Raw genomic sequence first — 259 nt, forward strand, 5'->3', positions numbered from 1 at the left:
ATGGGGGGGGGCCGTTTTATTTTCACCCCCCCCCTCCTCGGCGGGGGGGGGGCCCCTGGCCCCCCTGGGGGGGGGGGGCGACTTCAGACGCAGCGGCCGGGGTCGCCCCCTCCACCGCTTCGCGGTCCCCCTCCCCCGTCGCTGCGCGACAGGGGAGGAAAGACATGACCGACGATTTCGAACAGAAGACCGCCGAGGCCGCCGCCGCGCTGGAGGCCCGGCGCGAGCCGGCGGAGCGGGCGGCGGGGGCGATCGAGGC

Origin of the sequence: Brevundimonas sp. (assembly GCF_046293315.1) — a bacterium.
In the GTDB taxonomy this organism is placed as follows: domain Bacteria; phylum Pseudomonadota; class Alphaproteobacteria; order Caulobacterales; family Caulobacteraceae; genus Brevundimonas.